The sequence below is a fragment of the Serratia sp. 22278 genome (genome assembly GCF_052045405.1).
Classification (GTDB): Bacteria; Pseudomonadota; Gammaproteobacteria; order Enterobacterales; family Enterobacteriaceae; genus Serratia; species Serratia marcescens.
Genome location: NZ_JBQEOW010000006.1, coordinates 188,978 through 204,385 on the forward strand (window position 1 = coordinate 188,978; position 15,408 = coordinate 204,385).

The following is a 15,408-nucleotide window of genomic DNA, read 5'->3' on the forward strand; positions in this document are numbered from 1 at the left end:
AAAAGGCGCGCGCCGTTACCCGTCCTGCGCAATGCCGGGCGGCAAGCCGCTCATCTCGCAGGCCCTGGCGCCGAGCCGGGCCAACGCCTGGGTGTAGCGCGCGTTGAACGGGTAGCAGCAGGAGAGCCGCAGCGCGTTGCGGTAACGCCCGCTGGGCGAATACAGGGTGCCCGGCGTTAAACAGATCTGCTCCTCCAGCAGCTGATGGAACAGCGCCACACTGTCCACGCCAGGGGGGAATTCGACCCAGAACACGAAGCCGCCCGCCGGCTGCGTGGCCAGCGTGCCGCGCGGGAAATGCCGGGCGATCAGCGCCCGCGCCTCGTCGACCTGCGCCGCATAGCGCTTGCGCAGGTTGCGCAAATGGTGATCGTAACCGCCGCTCTCCAGGAAGGTCGCCAGCGTTTCCGACAGCAGCTGCGACTCTGACATCGACGACACCGCCTTCAGCTTGCGCAACGCCTCGTGGAAGCGGCCGCCGCAGACCCAGCCGACGCGAAAATCCGGCGCCAGCGTTTTGGTAAAGCTGGAGCAAAACAGCACCCAGCCGTCGCGATCGAACGCCTTCACCGCCGGCGACAGCGCGCCGCCGAACTGGATCTCGGCATACAGCCCATCTTCAATCAACGGCACCTGATGATCGTTCATCAGCCGCGCCAGCCGCTTTTTCGCCGCCAGCGGCATGGTGCAGCCCAGCGGGTTTTGCACCGTCGGCATGGCGATCACCGCATTCAGCCGCTTCTCGTTCAACAGCAGCTCCAGCGCGTCCAACGACAGTCCCAACTGCGGATCGGTAGGGATTTCCAACGCTTTCAGCCCCAGGCTGGCCAGCAGCGGCAGCAGGTAGAAATAGGTCGGCGACTCCAGCCCGACGCAGTCGCCCGGTTTGGTGGTGACGCGCAGCGCCAGCTGCAGCGCTTCCATGCAGCCGTGGGTCAGCACCACGTCGCCCGGCTCCAGCAGCATGCCCAGCGTCATCGAGCGGCGGGCGATCTGCTGACGCAGCCGCAGGCTGCCGGGCGGCAACGGATACTGCCCGATCAGATCCGGCTGGCGGCGCAGCTGAGAGGACAGCATGCGCCCCAACTTGCCGCCGGGATAAAAGTCGCTGGTCTGCGGGCAAGCCAACGCAATGTTGGTGAAGGCCGGGTTTTGCTGGGCGGCAAACACGGTGTCGATCAGCGCCAGCACGTCGTCCGCCGGCGGTTCGATGCGCCCGCAGGGCGCCGAGGCCATCTTCAGCGCCGGCAGCGTGCTGCGGACATAAAACCCCGACTGCGGTCGCGCCTCGATCAACCCGCGATCCTCCAGCGTGCGGTAAGCCGACACCACGGTATTGATACTGACACGATGGGTTTGCGCACAGCGCCGCACCGAAGGCAAGCGGTCGCCGGGCTGCAGCGTGCCGCGGCGAATGGCTTCGGCCAACGTGTCCGCCAGCTGCAGGTAACGGGTATCCGGGGTTTCATCGAGCAGGGTCACAGTTTCTCTCCAGGCAATGGGTACAGTTTACATTCTGTACAACTGTAACCATGACAATATCCGATTTGTGGTTCTGTCACCATCCCATTGCAGCGATTATGCTGATCTCTCGTCATCACCGTCATTTTCAAGGAACCTGCCATGCTGGACTCTGCCTTTGTCAGCTACGTCACCGTCATGTCGATCACCCCCGGCCCCAACAACCTGCTGCTGGCCTCGTCGGGCGTCAACTTCGGCCTGCGCCGCACCCTGCCGATGCTGTTTGGCATCTGCGTCGGTTGTGCGGTACAGCTGGCGATCATTATCCCGCTGCTGGCGCTGGCGCTGAGCTGGGCCGGCGTCATCCGCCTGCCGCTGGCGGTGATCGGCTGCGCTTATCTGCTGTGGCTGTCATGGAAACTGTTCCAGGCGGCCTCGCCGGACGCCAAAGAGCAGGCGCAGCCGATGAGCCTGCTCAACGGCGCGCTGTTTCAGGCGGTCAACCCCAAGGCCTGGCTGATGGTGATCAACGTGGCGATCCTGTTCACCCCGCGCGAAGGCGCCACCTTTGTCCATACGCTGTCGGTCATCGCCGGTTTCGCGCTGCTGAACTTGCCTTGCGTGCTGCTGTGGGCGGTGCTGGGCGACCGTTTGCGCAACGCGCTGCGGGTCACCTGGAAGCTGCGGGTGTTCAACGGCGCGATGTCCGGGCTGATGGCCGCCACCGCGCTGTGGTTGTTGTTCGACGAGTGGCGCGCGGCCTTTGCCTAGCCGCGGCCGAGAGGAGAGAGCCGGGAGGGTTGCTTGGCGCCGATGCCGGCGATCAGATCGGTAATGGACAGCACCATGGTGGAGCGCACCATCTGCTGATAGCGCTGGCGCTGCATGGCAATCAGCGCTTCATCCGCCTCGCCCGGCTGCAGGAAAGTCGGCACCGGCGGCAGCGCGGCCACACAGTGCAGCTCGCCGAACGGCCCGAGTATTTCGTCGTCGACGAAGCGGTATTCCGACCCGTCGTGGTTCAGCTCTTCGCGCATCGCCATCAGCAGTTCGGCGTCTTCATATTCGTGGCGGGAAATCACCCCCAGGCCGTACATCAGCTTCAGGCGCACCGACAGCTCCCCCAGAGGGCCGCTGCCGGACAATAGCGGTTCGACGGCATATTTCACCGCGTAGTCATCCTTGCGGAATACCTGCACCACCAGCACGTTGAGCGCTTCCGCCAGCAGCTCTACCGCCGCGATCAGGAAGCTGCGCACCGTTTTGCCCGCGTTCAGCTTTTCCAGAACCTGGTTTTCAAATGCCTGTGCTTCTTCCATCGTCGCTTTTCGAAAGGCGTGGGGAGGGCCGTCGATGCCGAACTCGGGTTCCAGGAGCGCAGCAAGCTGCGCTCGGGTGTTCATCATCACGATTCTACTTGTGCATGGCGTTATACACAGCAACGGCCTCTTCTACAACCTCGCTTTCCGCCGGCAGGCCGGAAATTTGCGCCAGCGCGGCTTTCGGCCCGAGCGTATTCAGCAATTCCGCCAACTCCAACGCCTGCGGATCCTGTTCGCTGCGGTAACTCATGGCGGCGGCGATGCCCTGGATCAGGTTGGCATGCGGCAGGCCGTATTCCAGCGTGCCCAGCAGCGGTTTGATCAGGCGATCGCCGGCGCTCAGTTTGCGCAGCGGCTGGCGCCCCACGCGCTCGACGTCATCGTGCAGATACGGGTTTTCGAAGCGGCCGAGAATTTTGTTGATGTAGGCGGCGTGCTTGTCGGCGTCGAAGCCGTAGCGTTTGATCAGCACCGCGCCGCTCTCTTCCATCGCCCCTTTCACCACCCGGCGGATCGCCGGATCGAGAATGGCGTCGCGAATGGTTTGCAGCCCGGCCCGTTGGCCGAGGTAGGCGGTGATCGCGTGGCCGGTGTTGAGGGTGAACAGCTTGCGCTCGACGAAGGCCATCAGGTTGTCGGTCAGCTCCATGCCGGCGATCGCCGGAGGCTGGCCTTTAAACTGCGTCTGATCGACGATCCATTCGCTGAAGGTTTCCACCGTCACTTCCAGCGGATCGCTGCTGTCCGCCGGCGGCACGATGCGATCGACCGCCGAATCGACGAAGCCGACATGCTGCTCAACCCATGTCTGCTCGTCCTGCGGCAGCGCGGCGAACACGTGCTGCTTCAGCTGGCTGGTGCCGCGCACCATGTTCTCGCAGGCGATGATGTTCAGCGGCTGCACATTGCCCTGCTGATGACGCAGCACCAGTCCTTTGGCGATCGTGCCGGCGATTTTGGCGAGAATTTGCGGACCCACGGCGGTGGTCACCAGATCCGCCTCGGCGATCAGCGCCACCGCGGCTTCGCCGCCGCTGTTGACGGCGCTGACGTTGGTGACGTTCTCCACGCGCTCTTGCTCGCCCACCACGTGCACCGAGTAGCTTTTTCGGCTGTTCAGCAGATCCAGCACCGTTTGATTGACGTCGGCGAAGGTCAGCTCAACGCCCGCGTCCGCCAGCAGCTTGCCGATAAAACCGCGGCCGATGTTCCCTGCGCCAAAATGTAATGCTTTCATAACTCTACCTTCTTAATGTCGAAGGGTGCAGCAAGCTGCACCCTTTAAAATGATTCTGTTATCCGGCTTTTTTGCCGCCGAGCAGGTCCAGCACTTCCTGGACGCTGGTGGTATTCGCCAGCCGCTCGATCACGCTCTCGTCATCCAGCGCGTTGGTCAGGCTGGTGATCACCTGAATATGCTCGTTGTTGCGCGCGGCGATGCCGATCACCAGGCGCGCCACTTCGTCCTCTTCATCGCCGAAGCGCACGCCCTGCGGGTACTGGCAGAACACCACGCCGGTGCGCAGCACCCGGTCTTTAGCCTCGATGGTGCCGTGCGGCACGGCGATCGACTCGCCCAGGTAGGTGGACGTGAGCTTTTCGCGCTCCAGCATCGCCGGCACGTATTCCGGCTCAACGTAGCCGCCCTTCACCAGCTGCTCGCCGGCGAAGCGGATCGCCTGCTCTTTGTCACTGGCCTGCAGGTTGAGGAACACGTTGCTTTCGCTCAGCTTGAACAGGTTCGGCTCACCGGTTTTGACGCTGTCATCCAGCACCTTCTGCTGGTTGTCGCTGGTTTGGTTGGCCGCCAGCAAACGCTCGACCAGATCACTGTACAGCTTGCTGTCGAGGAAGTTGGTCAGCGAGATGTGCTGGGCCTGCGGCGCGTGGCGCATCGCGCGCTCGGTCAGATCGCGGTGCGTGATGACCAGATCCACATCGTCCGGCAGGCTGTTGATGGCGCTGTTGGTCACCGAGATGTTCTTCAGCCCGGCGTCCGCCACTTTCTTGCGCAACACCCCGGCGCCCATGGCGCTGGAACCCATGCCCGCATCGCAGGCGACGATGATTTTGCGCACGGTGCTCAGATCGCCGTCGACCGACGCTGGCGCCGCTGCGCCGCCTTTGGACTGCGATTTCATCTCTTGCATGCGGCGGGTCGCGGCTTCCAGATCGTCATCCTCTTTCACTTTGGAGGTTTTCAGCAGGAAAGCAGACACCACGAAGGAGACGGCAAAGGCTGCGCACACCGCCGCAGTGTTGGCGAAGTAGGCGCCTTTCGGAGTCATCGCCAGCACCGCCAGGATCGAACCCGGGGAAGCCGGAGAAACCAGGCCGCCGTTCAGCATCGTCAGGGTGAATACGCCGGTCATGCCGCCCAGGATCACCGCCAGCAGCAGACGTGGATTCATCAGCACGTAAGGGAAGTAGATTTCGTGAATGCCGCCCAGGAAGTGAATGATCGCCGCACCGCCGGCGGATTGCTTGGCGCTGCCGCGGCCGAAGAACATGTAGGCCATCAGCACGCCCATGCCCGGGCCTGGGTTGGCTTCAATCAGGAAGAATACCGACTTACCGACTTCCGTGGCCTGCTGGATACCCAGCGGCGAGAAGATGCCGTGGTTGATGGCGTTGTTCAGGAACAGGATTTTCGCCGGTTCAACGAAGATGGACGCCAGTGGCAACAGGTTGTTCTTCACCATCACGTGCACGCCCGCCGCCAGCAGCTTGGAGAGCACCTCCACCAGCGGCCCGATGCCCAGGAAAGCCAGGATTGCCAGCAGCATGCCGATGATGCCGGCGGAGAAGTTGTTCACCAGCATTTCAAAGCCGCTTTTGATCTTGCCGTCCACCCAGCGGTCGAAATGCTTGATAGCCCAGCCACCCAGCGGGCCGGCGATCATCGAGCCGAGGAACATCGGCATGTCGGCGCCGACGATGACGCCCATGGTGGTGATGGCGCCGACCACGCCGCCGCGCTCGCCGCCCACCAGCCGCCCGCCGGTGTAGCCGATCAGCAGCGGCAGCAGATAGGTGATCATCGGGCCGACCAGCTTGGCTAAGGTTTCATTCGGCAGCCAGCCGGTTGGAATGAATAGCGCGGTGATAATCCCCCAGGCGATAAAGGCGCCGATGTTGGGCATCACCATGTTGCTCAGGAAGCGGCCAAAGTTTTGCACTTTAACCTTGATGTCTGGTGAAAACATAAAACACACCCCTATTGTTACGCGCTGACAATAGAGCGCGTGATTATTGTTGTGACGATCCAGCCGTGTTGCCGCTGTATGCGAAACGGACTCTATCACGCTGTTTTTGTCACGCGAACTTCACGAATTTTTTGTGATACAAGTCACACACAACACCCCAACAAACCCTCATTTATAGTGATAAAGATCACACTTATGACGTGTAAAAAAAGCACAGTGAGAAAAAAACCGCCCAAAAATCGACAATAAAGTGATAACGGTCACATTTTTAACTTGGTTATTTGTTTTTAAATTGTGATAAATATCACAATTTATTTTTGGCTGCAGCGCCCGATCGCGACGCTCTGTTTGATCTTCCCTGTGAGCACTCATCCCGCCGGGAACTAGCGAAGTGATGAATGAAAGAAAACTACATTGCCGAATGAATGGATTAATTGAAGTGTAGTACAGAAGCCTGCGCAATAAACCAGCAAGCTATTGGAAACGCTGAGGGGAAATAAAGCAGGCCGGCAATGCCGGCCTGTAGATCGTCGCAGGCGCGTTATTGCGTCACGCTTTGAATGGCTTTCTGCGCATTCACCAGGTTCTGCTGTTTGGCCACCAGATTCGACATCATGGTGTTGTACTGCGCCACCTGCTGCGCAGTGCGGAACTGCACGCCATTGTTGTTGAAGCTGACCTGATTGCCCTGGCTCTGCAGGAAATCGCCAACCTGCACCAGATCCTGCACAAAGCTGGCGGTGGTCGGGATCGCCGGCATCAGGGCGTTGGCCGGCGCGGTGACGATTTTGTCATAGGCCTGGTTGTACACCGCCTTCAGATCGTCGGGCTGTTTCAACGCCGCGCGGGCGGTATCCGCCTGCGACTTGGCGGACTGGATCTGCTGGCCCAGCAGGTTCAACGCCCCAACCGATTGCTGCAGCGCATCGCGTTTGTTCAGATAGTCCTGTGCGGTGCGGATCTGGTTAATCTGATCCAGCGCCGGGGTCAGGCTGGCGCCGACCGACTTGGACAGCTGCTGTGAAAAGCCGACCAAAATCGCGTAATCGCCGGCATAGTTGCCGAACTTCTGCTTCTGGTCTTCGCTCAGCGTGGGGATATTCGCCCCGCTGCGCATCACGGTATTCTGTAAGTAATCGATAAATGCTTTGCGCTGTTCCGGCTCTTTATCGCCGCAGGCGGTCAATTGCATGACCACCAACAATGCCAATACCGGTGCCAACCAACGCGCGAAACCTCTGCTCTGGATCCCTACCGCCATGTGACATAACTCCTGTTATAAACCTGCTTTTTCATTGGACTCCGCCCCTTTTTCCGCACTCCGTGCGCCTATAAGAATAGATCAACTGGCGGCGTTCCGATACGCGATTCCGTTTGCGGTGAACATTGTCTCGGCCGGTGGCGGTTGAACATCGTGCGCAAAACGCACTGAGGTTCATTGCCGTCGGCGAGCGGAGGCTGCAATTCTCCCAAGTCAGTCACCCCAAGCCGCCGGGCGAGCTTACCTTCACAGCCCAGCTTCGGAAATAAAAAAGGCGCCCGCAGGCGCCTTTTCACAGCAAAGAACCGCTTACTGCAGCACGGAGATATCCGCCACCTGCAGGAACAGCTCACGCAATTTGCTCAGCAGCGTCAGACGATTCACGCGCACTTCCGCATCGTCCGCCATTACCATCACGTTGTCGAAGAACGCATCCACCGGTTCACGCAGCGCAGCCAGTTCCACCAGCGCTTCCTGGTAATTGCCCGCCGCGAAGTACGGCTGCAGCTTGTCGCGCAGCACCACCAGGTGGGTCGCCAACTGGATCTCCGCCGCGTCCTTCAGCACCGAGGCGCGCACGCTGTCGTTCAGCGTTTCGGTAGATTTGGCCAGAATGTTGGAGACGCGTTTGTTGGCCGCAGCCAACGCCGCCGCTTCGTCCAGCGTGCGGAAGTGGGATACCGCCTTGACGCGCGCGTCGAAGTCGGCCGGTTTGGTCGGACGGCGCGCCAGCACCGCCTGAATGGTATCGACCGCGTGGCCTTCTTCCTGATACCAGGCGCGGAAGCGGCCCAGCATGAATTCCACCACCTCGTCGACCACCTTGGCGTTGGTCAGCTTGCTGCCGTACAGGCGCACGGCCTCTTCGGTCAGGGTCTGCAGATCCAGCGGCAGGTTTTTCTCGACGATGATGCGCAACACGCCCAGCGCGGCGCGGCGCAGCGCGAATGGGTCTTTATCGCCTTTCGGATGCTGCCCGATGCCGAAAATGCCGGCCAGGGTATCCATCTTGTCGGCGATCGCCAGCGAGCAGGCCACCAGCGACTGCGGCAGCGCATCACCGGCGTAGCGCGGCTGATACTGCTCGTTCAGCGCAACGGCGACGTCTTCCGCCTCACCGTCGTGGCGCGCGTAGTGCATGCCCATCACGCCCTGGGTGTCGGTGAATTCGAACACCATGTTGGTCATCAGGTCGCACTTCGACAGCAGGCCCGCGCGGGTGGCGTGGTTGACGTCGGCGCCGATCTGGCCGGCAACCCAGCCCGCCAGCGCCTGAATGCGATCGGTCTTGTCGCGCAGGGTGCCCAGCTGCTGTTGGAACAGCACGGTTTCCAGGCGCGGCAGATTGTCTTCCAGGCGTTTCTTGCGATCGGTGTTGAAGAAGAACTCGGCATCGGCCAGGCGCGGACGCACCACCTTCTCGTTGCCGGAAATGATCTGCTGCGGGTCTTTCGACTCGATGTTGGCCACAAAGATAAAGTTCGGCAGCAGTTTGCCCGCGGCGTCGTACACCGGGAAATACTTCTGGTCACCCTTCATGGTGTACACCAGCGCTTCCGCCGGCACCGCCAGGAATTTTTCTTCGAATTTGGCGGTCAGCACCACTGGCCATTCCACCAGCGAGGCCACTTCTTCCAACAGGCTGTCGCTCAGATCGGCCTTGCCGCCAATCTTCTGCGCCGCCAGTTCGGCATCGCGTTTGATGAGGGCTTTACGCGCTTCGTAGTCGGCGACCACTTTGCCGCGCTCCAGCAGGATCTGCGGGTATTGGTCGGCGTTATCGAGGGTGAACTCGGCTTCGCCCATGAAGCGGTGGCCGCGCACGGTGCGCGCAGAGTCGATGCCCAGCACGGTGCCCGGGATCAGATCGGCGCCCAGCAGCATCGTAACGGTGTGCACCGGACGCACGAACTGCACGTCAGAGTCGCCCCAACGCATCAGTTTCGGGATCGGCAGTTTAGCCAGCGCGGTGCTGACCATGCCGGCCAGCAGTTGTTGCGCCGACTGGCCTTTGACGTGGGCGCGGTACATCAACCACTCGCCCTTGTCGGTCACCAGGCGTTCAGCCTGATCGACGGTGATGCCGCAGCCGCGCGCCCAGCCTTCGGCCGCTTTGCTCGGCTTGCCTTCGGCGTCGAACGCCTGGGCGATCGCCGGGCCGCGTTTTTCAATTTCGCGATCGGCCTGCGCCGCGCTCAGGTTGGCCACTTTCAGCGCCAGGCGGCGCGGTGCGGCGAACCAGTTCACTTCACCGTGTTCCAGGCCGGCGTTGTCCAGTTCGGCGGTGAAGTTGGCGGCGAAAGATTCCGCCAGGGAACGAAGAGCCTTCGGCGGCAGCTCTTCCGTGCCGATTTCCACCAGGAAAGTCTGTTGAGTCATGGCTGCCTCTTAGTTCTCGTTCTTCTTGTTGCACATCGGGAAGCCCAGCGCTTCGCGGGAAGCGTAGTAGGCTTCGGCAACGGCTTTGGTCAGCGTGCGGATGCGCAGAATGTAGCGTTGACGCTCGGTTACCGAAATCGCCTTGCGCGCGTCCAGCAGGTTGAAGGTATGGCCCGCCTTCAGGATGCGTTCGTAGGCCGGCAGCGGCAGCGGTTTTTCCAGCGCCAGCAGCGATTGGGCTTCTTTCTCGTACTGCTCGAAGCAGGAGAACAGGAAGTCGACGTCGGCGTATTCGAAGTTGTAGGTGGACTGCTCCACTTCATTCTGATGGAACACGTCGCCGTAGGTGGTGACGCCCAGCGGGCCGTTGCTCCACACCAGATCGTACACGCTGTCCACGCCCTGGATGTACATCGCCAGACGCTCCAGACCGTAGGTGATCTCGCCGGTCACCGGCTTGCACTCCAGGCCGCCGACCTGCTGGAAGTAAGTGAACTGCGTCACTTCCATGCCGTTCAGCCACACTTCCCAACCCAGGCCCCAGGCGCCGAGCGTCGGGTTTTCCCAGTTGTCTTCCACGAAGCGAATGTCGTGGATGGTCGGATCCAGACCCAGCTCTTTCAACGAGCCCAGGTAGAGTTCCTGAATGTTGTCCGGCGATGGCTTAATCACCACCTGGAACTGGTAGTAGTGCTGCAGACGGTTCGGGTTTTCACCGTAGCGGCCGTCGGTCGGGCGGCGAGATGGCTGCACATAGGCGGCGGCCATCGGCTCCGGCCCCAGTGCGCGCAGGCACGTCATCGGGTGTGAGGTTCCCGCGCCGACTTCCATGTCCAATGGTTGAACGATGGTGCAGCCCTGGCGCGCCCAATAATCCTGCAGTGTCAGGATCAGGCCCTGGAAGGTCTTGGTATCAAACTTTTGCATGTTGAATTCGCACGCGATACAAGTGGATTTAGATGGAATGCGCCAGTATACCCTTTGACCGTAAGATATACAGCCAGAATCCGGCAACAAGTGCGAATCGGGGTGAGAAACGCTGGATTTTCACGCATCGGGCACAGCGGGAAAAACAACGCGTCTGCCGGTCCCCTCGCCGTCCAGAAAAACACACCCGGCACACACATTAGAAACATTTAACAAAAACATCACTCACCGCCGTTTAAATAATCAATTGGCTGAACGCTATTTCCCCCTTCACCGATTAAATTTATGCTGATTTACGTGCGCATATCCTTATATTTCCCACGAGATAAAGTTGCGCCGATGTTATTTTTGTTAATTTTATCAACTAAAAAACTCCCCTCATCGAGAGATAATGTGATCAAGTGCCGGATTATTTCTTATTATCGTGAAAAATAAGGTGATATCGCGCGGCGTGCCGACGCGCAGGGCATGGGAGGAACGGCCAGGGATGAAATACGGCGATAACGGGCCACAGAAACAAATTGACAGTTAATCTTTGGTTATACAATAATAAATAAAATTTTCCCTGGTGTTGGCCAAGTGGCTACCTGATCCTTTCATAGGATCAGTTTTTTTTTGTCTTTCCGCCAACCTCATTGCGGCCCGCATAATTTCCCCAGGCCGCCTTCCGCATAAATCCCTTATCAGACCTTATGGCTTATCTTGAGCGCGCCGATAGCCAATTCAAAAACGCGCACTGACGCCGACGTTATACATAAACTGCTCACCGCTGCTCAGCCCGCCGGTTTGCGAGACGGTGGCGAAGGCCGATACCCGGTCCGTCAACGGCATGTTGGCCCCCAACGTGACATCCACCCAATTTTTGTCCTGGCCCGCACTGTCGCGGGTGAACGAGGTTTGCGTCGATTTCAGGCCGCCGCCGGCGCGGTAGACGTCGTCACCGAACTGGTGCTGATAACTCACCTCCGCATAAGGGTTAAACACGCCGAATTGCGTATCCAGCCGCCAACCCAACGCACCGATCTGCGAGTGGTAGGTTTGATCGTTGAAGCGCATGGCGGTGCTGTCATCGCTGTCTTCGCTGTAGCCGGAAACGCGGCTGTAGTCCCAGGCGAACTGCGCCACCGGCCCGGTAGTCAGGTAAGAGGCGATCGGGAAGTCATAGCCGGCGGTCACGCGCGCGCCCCACTGCCTGCCGGTGGTCGAACCGGTTTCGGTGCGCGTCAGCGGCCCCAGCCGCATGCTGCGGCGGATGTCGTCATAATCCATCGTCGCATAGTGCAGATCGGCGTTGACCCAGCCGTGCTCGAAGATCGCCAGTGAACTGAAAGCCGACAGCAGCAGCCCGCGCGCCTTGTAATCAAAGCGGCTGGAAGGATGCTGATCGTCGTTGGAACCGGCGATCAACGCGCCGATCAACCAGCTGTCGGTCAGCTGATAGTCCACGCCGACGGTCAGGTTGTGGGTGGTGGCGTTGCCTTCCCCCGCGGCCCGGTTATCGGCATAGTCGTAGTGCTGGCCGGCGTAACCGCCGAACACCCCCAGCGAACCCTGCGGGTTGTCGCCGTTGCGCAGCTGCTGGAAGCGGCTGTCGAGCGTGGCGCGGCTGTCGCGCGCCATCGCCGCCGTCGCCTGATTCAGCGCCACCACCTGCGCCGGACCATCCAATACCGCCTGGATATAATCCGCAATCAGCAGGTGCGCCTGTGGGCTGGGGTGGAAATGGTCGGAGAACAGATAGGACTGGCCGGCGTCGAAGCCGGGCATGTCGGAACGGCAGACCGCCGAGGAAACGCCCGGCGGGCAAGCCATGCCGGCGGTGTTGGCGAAGCCGAACTGCGCCGGATTGGCGATCGCTTCGGCGAACAGCTTGTTGACGTCCACCCGCACGATATTGCCGCTCCCCTGCGCCAGCAAACGGTCTTCGCTTTGATTATAGAAATCGGTCAGTTGAGCGGCCTGCGCGCTCAGGCCGTCATACGCCGCGATAAGCTGCGCGGCGATCGCCTGCTGCACCTGAGGAATGGCGCTGCCCTGCTTCGCCGCAGCGGTCAACGCCGCGTGGATCGCCTGCGTGCGTGAAGCGTTGTCCGGCGTCGCCACCGAACTAAGCGTGGCATAGGCCGCCTGGATCGCCGCCCCCTGCACCGGTGACAGCGCCTGTTGAATGATCAATTCCATCAGCTGCGGCGTGGAGCCGATGTTCGGCACCGTCGGCACGATCACCGTGCCGGCGCCGGCGTTCAGCAGCGAATGCACTTGCGCCGCCGCCGCCGCGGCGCTGTTATAGGCCACGCCGGGCGCGGTAGCGGCATTCAGCGCTGCCGCCGCCAGGTCGTTGCCGCCGATCCAATGAATATACAAACCGTCGCCGTCGGCCTGGCCATTGACCCGGTTCAGGTAACGCTGCACCTGCTCCTGGGTGTTGTCGGCCGGGTTCAGGCCCGGCACCGCCACCGCGCCGCCGGCGGCGTAGTTCTCACCGCCGTTGTCCGAAGCCACCAGCGCCGCCCCGATGCGTTGCGCCAATGCTTCGTCGTACAGCAGGTGCTGGCTGCCATCATAGGTGAACCGGCCGTTGTTGCCGGTATCGCTCAGGCTGTCGCCAAAGACGTAGAGTTGATCGTACGCCTGAGCCGGAAGGGTCACACTGCAAAGTAACGCCACTGCAAGCGCCGCCGGGCGGGGCATGCACGTTATTTTTAGAGGCATGGATCGACTCCTGAGAGCCTGCAAATGAAGGCCATGTCGTTTTTATCGTTGGTCAGTTTTCCACCGACCATGTAGTAACTATTGTCGGCTTTTTCGTCACGTCAAGCGGGCCGATGACAAAACAATCAGAGGCTTGCCAAGTTCGGCGCTTCGAGCGATGATTACTGTTCATAAACACAGCATAAGGGCATTCAGGATGGCAGACGAACGTTGCGGTTGGGTGACGGCCGATCCGTTGTATCTCGAGTATCACGACAAGGAATGGGGCGCGCCCACCACCGACGCGCGCGAGCTGTTTGAAATGTTGTGCCTCGAGGGGCAGCAAGCCGGCCTTTCCTGGATCACCGTCCTGAAAAAGCGCGAGAACTACCGCCGCGCTTTCCACGATTTCGATCCGCGGCGTGTCGCCGCCATGACCGAACAAGACGTGGAAAACCTGCTGCAGGACAGCGGCATCATCCGCCACCGCGGCAAGATAGAAGCCATCATCACCAACGCCAAGGCCTATCTGGCGATGGAGGCGGCCGGGGAGAATTTCGTTACCTTCATTTGGGACTTCGTCGGCGGCCGGCCGCAGCTTAACCGCTGGCAAGCGCTGAATCAGGTGCCGGCCAAAACCGAGCAGTCCGACGCCATGTCCAAGGCGCTGAAAAAGCGCGGCTTCAAGTTTATCGGCTCCACCATCTGTTACGCCTTCATGCAGGCCAGCGGGCTGGTGAACGATCATCTCACGGGGTGCATGTGTTACCCAAAGCCACGGTGATCCGCCCCTGTGGCCCGGAGGATATCGAACGGCTGATGGCGCTGTGGCTGCCCAGCACCATCGCCGCCCATCCGTTCGTGGCGGAAAAATACTGGCGTGAGAGCGCCGCGTTGGTGCGGGAAAACTATCTGCCGCGCGCGCAAAGCTGGGCCTGCTGGCATGACGACGAAATCGTCGGCTTTATCAGCGTGCTGGACGAGCAGTTCATCGGCGCGCTGTTTGTCGATCGGGCGTTTCACGGCCGCGGCGTCGCCCAGGCGTTGATGACGCACGTACAGCAGCGCTACCGTCGGCTCAGCCTGGAGGTGTATCAGCAAAACCTGCGCGCCTGCGCGTTTTACCACAAGCACGGTTTTCAGGTAACGCAACGCCTGTTTAACGACGAAACCCAGGCCTATACGCTGATCATGAACTGGCCGGCAATCGAGAATTCAACCGGTTACGGTTAAAAAAGGCGCATTCGCGCCCTGGCGGCGCGCAATTAGGAATCCGCTGCATGGCGCCGCCCGGCGTTTTGTCGCATAACTCCCCCAGCACTTACCCGCGCTCATCATTTGTCACGTTTTTCTCCGGAACTGCCGGCGAGCCAACGCGTCATAGTAGCGCGGTGATGCGGGCCCCACCTGCGTCGCCTACTTTTTGCGCCCCCGTGTTGGGCCGGCGCGTACAGAATTGATGCCATTAAGGACAAGAACATGAAAAAACGCATTGCAATTATTGCCGGCGCAGTGAGCGTCGCGCTCACGCTGTCAGCCTGTACCACCAACCCTTACACCGGCGAATCCGAAGTCGGCAAATCCGGCATCGGCGCGGGCCTCGGCGCCGCACTGGGCGCCGGCGTCGGCGTGCTGTCCTCTTCCAAGAAAGATCGCGGCAAGGGCGCGCTGATCGGCGCAGCGGCCGGCGCAGCCCTCGGCGGCGGCGCAGGCTATTACATGGACGTGCAGGAAGCCAAGCTGCGCGACAAGATGAAAGGCACCGGCGTCAGCGTCACCCGTCAGGGCGACAACATCGTGCTGAACATGCCGAACAACGTGACCTTCGACAGCAGCAGCGCCACGTTGAAACCGGCGGGCGCCAACACCCTGACCGGCGTCGCCATGGTGCTGAAAGAGTATCCGAAAACCGCGGTCAACGTGGTCGGCTACACCGACAGCACCGGTTCCCGCTCGCTCAACATGAACCTGTCGCAGCAGCGCGCCGACGGCGTAGCCAGCGCGCTGATCACCCAGGGCGTGGCGGCAAACCGTATCCGCACCACCGGCGCCGGCCCGGACAACCCGATCGCCTCCAACAGCACCGCGGAAGGCAAGGCGCAAAACCGCCGCGTCGAGATCACCCTCAGCCCGCTGCAGTAATCCCGTGCGGGGCGCCACC

12 protein-coding genes are annotated in these 15,408 nt (G+C 60.9%); 4 read left to right on the forward strand and 8 right to left on the reverse strand.

The genetic code is table 11. The features are described from left to right. Nucleotides 1-15: 15 nt before the first annotated feature. Nucleotides 16-1,482: an aminotransferase-like domain-containing protein gene (locus ACTJJ6_RS13805; protein ID WP_033639085.1), complete on the reverse strand. Its 1,467-nt coding sequence runs from the start codon at nt 1,480-1,482 to the stop codon at nt 16-18. A gap of 141 nt (nt 1,483-1,623) precedes the next feature. Here ACTJJ6_RS13805 and ACTJJ6_RS13810 point away from each other — a divergent pair, with 141 nt between their 5' ends. Further along, the gene (locus ACTJJ6_RS13810; protein WP_016929574.1) at nt 1,624-2,232 is read left to right on the forward strand and encodes a LysE family translocator; all 609 of its coding nucleotides are present in this window, start codon (nt 1,624-1,626) and stop codon (nt 2,230-2,232) included. Here ACTJJ6_RS13810 and ACTJJ6_RS13815 read toward each other — a convergent pair. The 7 genes from ACTJJ6_RS13815 to ACTJJ6_RS13845 all read right to left on the reverse strand — a co-directional run bounded on the left by ACTJJ6_RS13815 (nt 2,229) and on the right by ACTJJ6_RS13845 (nt 13,268). Then, on the reverse strand, nt 2,229-2,780 hold the full coding sequence (locus ACTJJ6_RS13815; RefSeq protein WP_016929575.1) for an MltR family transcriptional regulator: 552 nt from the start codon (nt 2,778-2,780) through the stop codon (nt 2,229-2,231). The two genes, ACTJJ6_RS13810 and ACTJJ6_RS13815, sit on opposite strands and share 4 nt — an antisense overlap. Nucleotides 2,781-2,874: 94 nt before the next feature. After that, a complete protein-coding gene (locus tag ACTJJ6_RS13820; protein WP_049299616.1) occupies nt 2,875-4,020 on the reverse strand; it encodes a mannitol-1-phosphate 5-dehydrogenase in 1,146 nt (381 codons plus the stop codon). A gap of 58 nt (nt 4,021-4,078) precedes the next feature. Continuing rightward, nucleotides 4,079-5,989, reverse strand: a complete 1,911-nt coding sequence (locus ACTJJ6_RS13825; protein WP_440804187.1) for a PTS mannitol transporter subunit IICBA — start codon at nt 5,987-5,989, stop codon at nt 4,079-4,081. Nucleotides 5,990-6,530: 541 nt separating this feature from the next. Continuing rightward, nucleotides 6,531-7,250 (reverse strand): DUF3053 domain-containing protein, encoded by a 720-nt coding sequence (locus tag ACTJJ6_RS13830; RefSeq protein ID WP_016929578.1) that lies wholly within the window; start codon nt 7,248-7,250, stop codon nt 6,531-6,533. Nucleotides 7,251-7,559: 309 nt separating this feature from the next. After that, nucleotides 7,560-9,629 (reverse strand): glycine--tRNA ligase subunit beta, encoded by a 2,070-nt coding sequence (gene glyS / locus ACTJJ6_RS13835; RefSeq protein ID WP_016929579.1) that lies wholly within the window; start codon nt 9,627-9,629, stop codon nt 7,560-7,562. A 9-nt stretch (nt 9,630-9,638) separates the two neighbouring features. Beyond that, the gene (gene glyQ, locus ACTJJ6_RS13840) at nt 9,639-10,556 is read right to left on the reverse strand and encodes a glycine--tRNA ligase subunit alpha (protein WP_004933966.1); all 918 of its coding nucleotides are present in this window, start codon (nt 10,554-10,556) and stop codon (nt 9,639-9,641) included. Nucleotides 10,557-11,279: 723 nt separating this feature from the next. Beyond that, the gene (locus ACTJJ6_RS13845; protein ID WP_143778361.1) at nt 11,280-13,268 is read right to left on the reverse strand and encodes an autotransporter outer membrane beta-barrel domain-containing protein; all 1,989 of its coding nucleotides are present in this window, start codon (nt 13,266-13,268) and stop codon (nt 11,280-11,282) included. Between the two features lie 196 nt (nt 13,269-13,464). On the opposite strand from ACTJJ6_RS13845, the gene ACTJJ6_RS13850 reads away from it, so the two are divergent. The 3 genes from ACTJJ6_RS13850 to ACTJJ6_RS13860 all read left to right on the forward strand — a co-directional run bounded on the left by ACTJJ6_RS13850 (nt 13,465) and on the right by ACTJJ6_RS13860 (nt 15,389). Next, nucleotides 13,465-14,031, forward strand: a complete 567-nt coding sequence (locus ACTJJ6_RS13850; RefSeq protein WP_016929581.1) for a DNA-3-methyladenine glycosylase I — start codon at nt 13,465-13,467, stop codon at nt 14,029-14,031. Next, nucleotides 14,028-14,480, forward strand: coding sequence for an N-acetyltransferase (locus tag ACTJJ6_RS13855; RefSeq protein WP_028128062.1), 453 nt, complete (start codon nt 14,028-14,030; stop codon nt 14,478-14,480). The genes ACTJJ6_RS13850 and ACTJJ6_RS13855 overlap by 4 nt, the downstream gene beginning before the upstream one ends. A gap of 246 nt (nt 14,481-14,726) precedes the next feature. Then, nucleotides 14,727-15,389 (forward strand): OmpA family lipoprotein, encoded by a 663-nt coding sequence (locus tag ACTJJ6_RS13860; protein ID WP_016929583.1) that lies wholly within the window; start codon nt 14,727-14,729, stop codon nt 15,387-15,389. The last annotated feature ends 19 nt before the right edge of the window (nt 15,390-15,408 follow it).

Excerpts from the sequence above, each read along its gene's own strand:
- glyS (WP_016929579.1), bottom strand. The coding sequence starts at position 9,629 with ATGACTCAACAGACTTTCCTGGTGGAAATCGGCACGGAAGAGCTGCCG.
- ACTJJ6_RS13825 (WP_440804187.1), bottom strand. The coding sequence starts at position 5,989 with ATGTTTTCACCAGACATCAAGGTTAAAGTGCAAAACTTTGGCCGCTTC.
- ACTJJ6_RS13830 (WP_016929578.1), bottom strand. The coding sequence starts at position 7,250 with ATGGCGGTAGGGATCCAGAGCAGAGGTTTCGCGCGTTGGTTGGCACCG.
- glyQ (WP_004933966.1), bottom strand. The coding sequence starts at position 10,556 with ATGCAAAAGTTTGATACCAAGACCTTCCAGGGCCTGATCCTGACACTG.
- ACTJJ6_RS13815 (WP_016929575.1), bottom strand. The coding sequence starts at position 2,780 with ATGGAAGAAGCACAGGCATTTGAAAACCAGGTTCTGGAAAAGCTGAAC.
- ACTJJ6_RS13810 (WP_016929574.1), top strand. The coding sequence starts at position 1,624 with ATGCTGGACTCTGCCTTTGTCAGCTACGTCACCGTCATGTCGATCACC.
- ACTJJ6_RS13850 (WP_016929581.1), top strand. The coding sequence starts at position 13,465 with ATGGCAGACGAACGTTGCGGTTGGGTGACGGCCGATCCGTTGTATCTC.
- ACTJJ6_RS13820 (WP_049299616.1), bottom strand. The coding sequence starts at position 4,020 with ATGAAAGCATTACATTTTGGCGCAGGGAACATCGGCCGCGGTTTTATC.
- ACTJJ6_RS13845 (WP_143778361.1), bottom strand. The coding sequence starts at position 13,268 with ATGCCTCTAAAAATAACGTGCATGCCCCGCCCGGCGGCGCTTGCAGTG.
- ACTJJ6_RS13860 (WP_016929583.1), top strand. The coding sequence starts at position 14,727 with ATGAAAAAACGCATTGCAATTATTGCCGGCGCAGTGAGCGTCGCGCTC.